Here is a 4,400-nt window from a genome sequence, read left to right as displayed (position 1 = left end):
TTGTTTTTGTAAATCTATTAATTCTTTCTCTGAGCTAAGAAAAATAGATGTTGATTGATTTGATACCTCATAAAATTCAAAATCTTCTTTTAATTTAATTATATAAGGTGATCCTGATGATAAGTTATTCATTTTTATATATAAGTCAGAAAGTTTATCAATAGAAATAATAAAATCATCAATATAATTTTTTAAATTTTGATATTCAATTGGGTCTATCAGTAAATAATTATTCATTTTTCACCTATTTTTTTACGAATACATTCCCATTTTTAGCAGCTTTTTTCATGCAATCAATACATATCCCCTTTGGTAAGTTTGGTAAAGAAAGTGATATAGCCTCCCCACTCTTAAACTGGTGCTGACCAGCTTTCACTTCAAATAATGAACCTGTCGCATTACGAATCCCTGCACCACTAATTTCAATCCGTGATCCACCTGATTCCAATACAATTTTTTTATTGGCTCTTATAATGACTTCACTTTCAGTAGAAATAATTTGGACATCTTTTCTTGCAACAACATCAAGCTGATCATTTTGCGCTTGTAACTCAATTTTGCCTTTGCCTGCAAATAATCGAGCGCCTGCCTCAGCTGCAAATAGGCTAATTTTATCTTGTGCATGTAAGATAAAATTATGATTTGTACTTTGGTTGATACTCTTATTCGCATATTGATTAATTTGCCCATCAGCTGAGATATGAATATCTTCAGATGTAGATAATCCCATGCTGTTTGGAGCACTCAACAACATAATAGCTTTTTTAAATGTGCCTATATCTTTTTCAATTTGCTCAAAAAATACCTTTAATTGTTCAACTGATTCAATTTCATCTGTTCTTTGATTCTTCGCAATTGAGCTTAAAGTTTTAGCATTATTGAAATTACTTTCTAGCTGAGATCTGCTTTCATGTGCATCAAGATGTGTGCCCTTTGCACTGTCTTGTTTATGTGTAGAAAGTAGTAAGCCATCACCTGCTCTCACAGCTCCCCACTGATCGGTTCTTAACTCAAACCCTTCACCACGACCATCACTTTCAGCTTTTTCTTTCGGATGGCTTAAATTACCCAAGTTCAATTGAGTTGCACCATGACTGCTGTGTAATTGGGCACTGATTTGTCTTGTCGTGTCATCGAAACGGAGTTGGTTAAATCCTTCGCCGCCAAATTCTTTCGATCGTATCCCACTGAGTTTTTTGGTATCAGGGAGTTGTCCTTTTATATCAAACTTGGTTGGATTTCGCTGTGCTTCATGAATACGTCCTGTCACAAATGGACGGTCAATATTGCCATCGAAGAAGTCAATCACAACTAATTCATCTTTACGAGGTAAGAATCGTGCGCCATAACCTTCACCAGCCCAAGGGGTCAGCACATCTACCCAAGCAGAATCCATATCATTGTCATTTGAACCTGCTCCACCATCATGGCTATGGTCATCGGCACGGGTAAATAAGAAACGAACTTTAATACGTCCCCATTCATCAACATAAATTTCTTCACCATCTGTGGTGACTTTTGCTCGTTGTACGTGTGCGGCTGGACGATGTTTTACAGGATCATATTCAGGCACTATAGCAATACTTCGACGAACAACCATTAATTCATTGGCTTGGCGTTCTTGTTCGCTATCTTTACTCGTTTCCCAATGACTGAGGATAAGCAACTTATCCAGTTGATCTTTCAAATCTTTTGGAAGGTTATTCTGATTGTAATAATGTTTATTCAGTATCAAAAACTCACGATCATTAGGAGCATGATTTTTCTCAAGTTCTGGATGATCGATGAGTTGAAACCAGTAACCAACTTGGGTATCTCGGACACTGCTGTGTGCGGTAAAGTATTTGGCTTGTAGTGCTTGATATTGATTCAGTTGAGTGTTGAGTTTATCAAGCTGGCTATTGCCTGATTTTGTGGCTTGATCTTCACCTTTAAGATCACTGATCCATGCCGGGGAGATACTCCATGCTTGTTCTAGGCTTAGACTTTCATTGTCCCTATTGGAACTGTGTTTATGCGAACTGAGTACTGATCCACTAGCATCTTCTTGACTTAAGCTATCCGCTTGCCAACGTTGTACATGGATCGCTGTAGGCTGTAAGCTACGTTGTGCGATAAAGCTGGTGATGCTGTCATACTGCTCTGTTGCATTCGACCTGTGGTAGCGTATGCTTCGACGTTCAATGGCTTTAAATTGGGCATTATCATCGACTAAACGTAGTTTTTGTGCTTCAATACTTTGGTTATTACTTGATACAATATAATGAGCTTCATCAATCAACCAATTAATTGATTCTTCACGCATTAATCGAGTTAGATAAGCATAATCACTTTCATTCGACTGCATCGAGAATGGACGAATATCATAAGTCTTGGTTAAACCACTGGTGTCTAGTTTCAAGCTTGAAGAAAATAATGAACTTTTAGATTGCCATTCTTTGAAAATTACTTCAATAATTTCAACAACACTCTTATTCATGAATACACGGCTATTACGTCGTTTGTGCCATAAGCTTGTTGGGTCTTGCATGGTCAAGCGGTATAGACTTAAAGCACCGTCAGATTGTCCTTGAGAAGCGCCTGTAATAATACCAGTCGTCCTAAACAATCTGCCTGAATCGGTCACTTGATCTACTGCAACTTGGCAGCCAATGAATTGTTTTAATTCTATGAATGGATTGGTCGATAGACAAATCAGTTCTGCTGACATTCCTTCATTGATGCCATGAAAACCATCAATACGTTGTAGCATAATCTGTGAATTAAGTTGTGAATTTGAAAATTGCGCACTGATTGCACGCTTTTGTGTTCCGAAGCCTAACTTATCTAAAATCCCAAAAATATTATCTAACATTGTTATTTATAACCTTATTATTAATAAAGAAATATTAGCACAATGGATCTTTATGCTCAATTTCTATTCATTTTCATTTTGTTTCAATTCAAATAACAGTTTACGATAGGTTTGAACGGTGTAACGTCCTAATTGGTATTTTTCTCTCATTTGGGCAATCGTCAGTGTTTGTAGATCATGTTGATGTTGTTTGACCCATTCTCGTTTTTGATCGAGTACCGATATATTTAAATTTTTACGCATTTCCATTCGAGTTCGCTCTATATATTCCTCACTTCGGTCTAACATTTTAGCAATCTCAGGAATACTAAGGTCCAGGGATAATATGGTATCTTGATGTTCTTCTCGCCAAGCATGAAGCGATTCAATGCGTTGTGGAAGGTTAAGTAATTTCTTCAATTGTATTCGTTTTGATGCAATTTGCTCAGGACGTAAGCCTAACTTTAAACCTAGTTCTTGGTTACTAAACTTTAACTCTAGTAACTCTGCTTTGTGATCTAAAAGCCATTGAGTTTTATTTTGGTGATATGTTGGAATATTATAAAATTCTTTTAATTTTTTTTGTATTTTATATATCTGATGAATAGGCATTTTAAATTTATCAGCCAGCTCTTCAGTCGTTAGACTTAAATCCAAAAGTTCTTCACGGTGTTGATGCATCCAGTTATTTTTTTCATTTTTATCTTTTTCTATTTGCTCAGAATAGCTTAATTCACCTAACTCTTTTCGTGCACGATTATAGTATTTAATGGCAACATATTTACGCACATTAAAAGTTGCCATGATTTCTTCTATGTTCATATTCAAAACAGCATCTTTATGCTTCTGGAAATTTTTTTCTAATAAATCGTCTGCTGGAATTTTTCTTAATTTTCTTCTCCCTTTAGGAATTTCGATAAGTTCAGCTAGCCATTTCCTCCGTTTATAGACTTGGTTTCCTGTTAGACCATATTTTTCTTTTAAGGTATTTAAGCTGTCATATAAAATTTCATCTTGGTGTTCAATAAGCCATACATCATCCCTAGTGAAAACTTGATTTTGAATCTCTAAAAGTCGACGAAACTTCCCGGCTAAATAAACACTAATACCCAAAAGTTTTGCAGCATCTAATCGATTATGATGTTTTATAAGTTCTGCAATTTCAGATGTCAAAATATAGCAAATGCTCCCTGCACCAAATAGTGATTCAGTACCGTACTTCCATCCTCTATAAAGAATAACGCCACAAGAAGTTTTGCGTTCTTCATACACATCCCAGTCTTCACCTTCCCAGTCCTTGATTGTTTTTATTTTGAAATTTTTATGATTCCCCATTTGATATCAGTCCACCAATAATATTCTTTGAAATTAGTTATTTAAGTTTTACTAATGTAACAGAGTAAAAGAGATTTCAGTTATGTAAATAGTACCATTTCATTAGATGAAATGCTCTTTCAGTGATCGTCCCAATTTCATCTTCTTACTTCTATGATCTGGGAAAAGTGTTTGTTTATCTTTATATCTGATATTGCAGTGTGACCCTTNTCCCCTTCGCACAAATTCAACA

General features: G+C 35.6%; 3 protein-coding genes. All 3 read right to left on the bottom strand.

The features are described from left to right. A partial coding sequence (locus KPC_RS18065) for a hypothetical protein (RefSeq protein ID WP_146196664.1) occupies positions 1–237 on the bottom strand: 237 nt, incomplete at its 3' end. A gap of 7 nt (positions 238–244) precedes the next feature. Next, complete coding sequence (locus tag KPC_RS18060; RefSeq protein ID WP_121975720.1) at positions 245–2,854, bottom strand: type VI secretion system Vgr family protein; 2,610 nt, start codon at positions 2,852–2,854, stop codon at positions 245–247. Positions 2,855–2,917: 63 nt separating this feature from the next. Next, complete coding sequence (locus KPC_RS18055) at positions 2,918–4,168, bottom strand: hypothetical protein (RefSeq protein ID WP_121975719.1); 1,251 nt, start codon at positions 4,166–4,168, stop codon at positions 2,918–2,920. Between the last annotated feature and the right edge of the window lie 232 nt (positions 4,169–4,400).

It is taken from the genome of Acinetobacter stercoris (genome assembly GCF_900323515.1).
Lineage (GTDB): Bacteria > Pseudomonadota > Gammaproteobacteria > Pseudomonadales > Moraxellaceae > Acinetobacter > Acinetobacter stercoris.
This window is presented reverse-complemented; position numbering and strand designations above follow the sequence as displayed.

Coding starts and splice junctions, on each gene's coding strand:
- KPC_RS18055 (WP_121975719.1), bottom strand. CDS start 4,168: ATGGGGAATCATAAAAATTTCAAAATAAAAACAATCAAGGACTGGGAA.
- KPC_RS18060 (WP_121975720.1), bottom strand. CDS start 2,854: ATGTTAGATAATATTTTTGGGATTTTAGATAAGTTAGGCTTCGGAACA.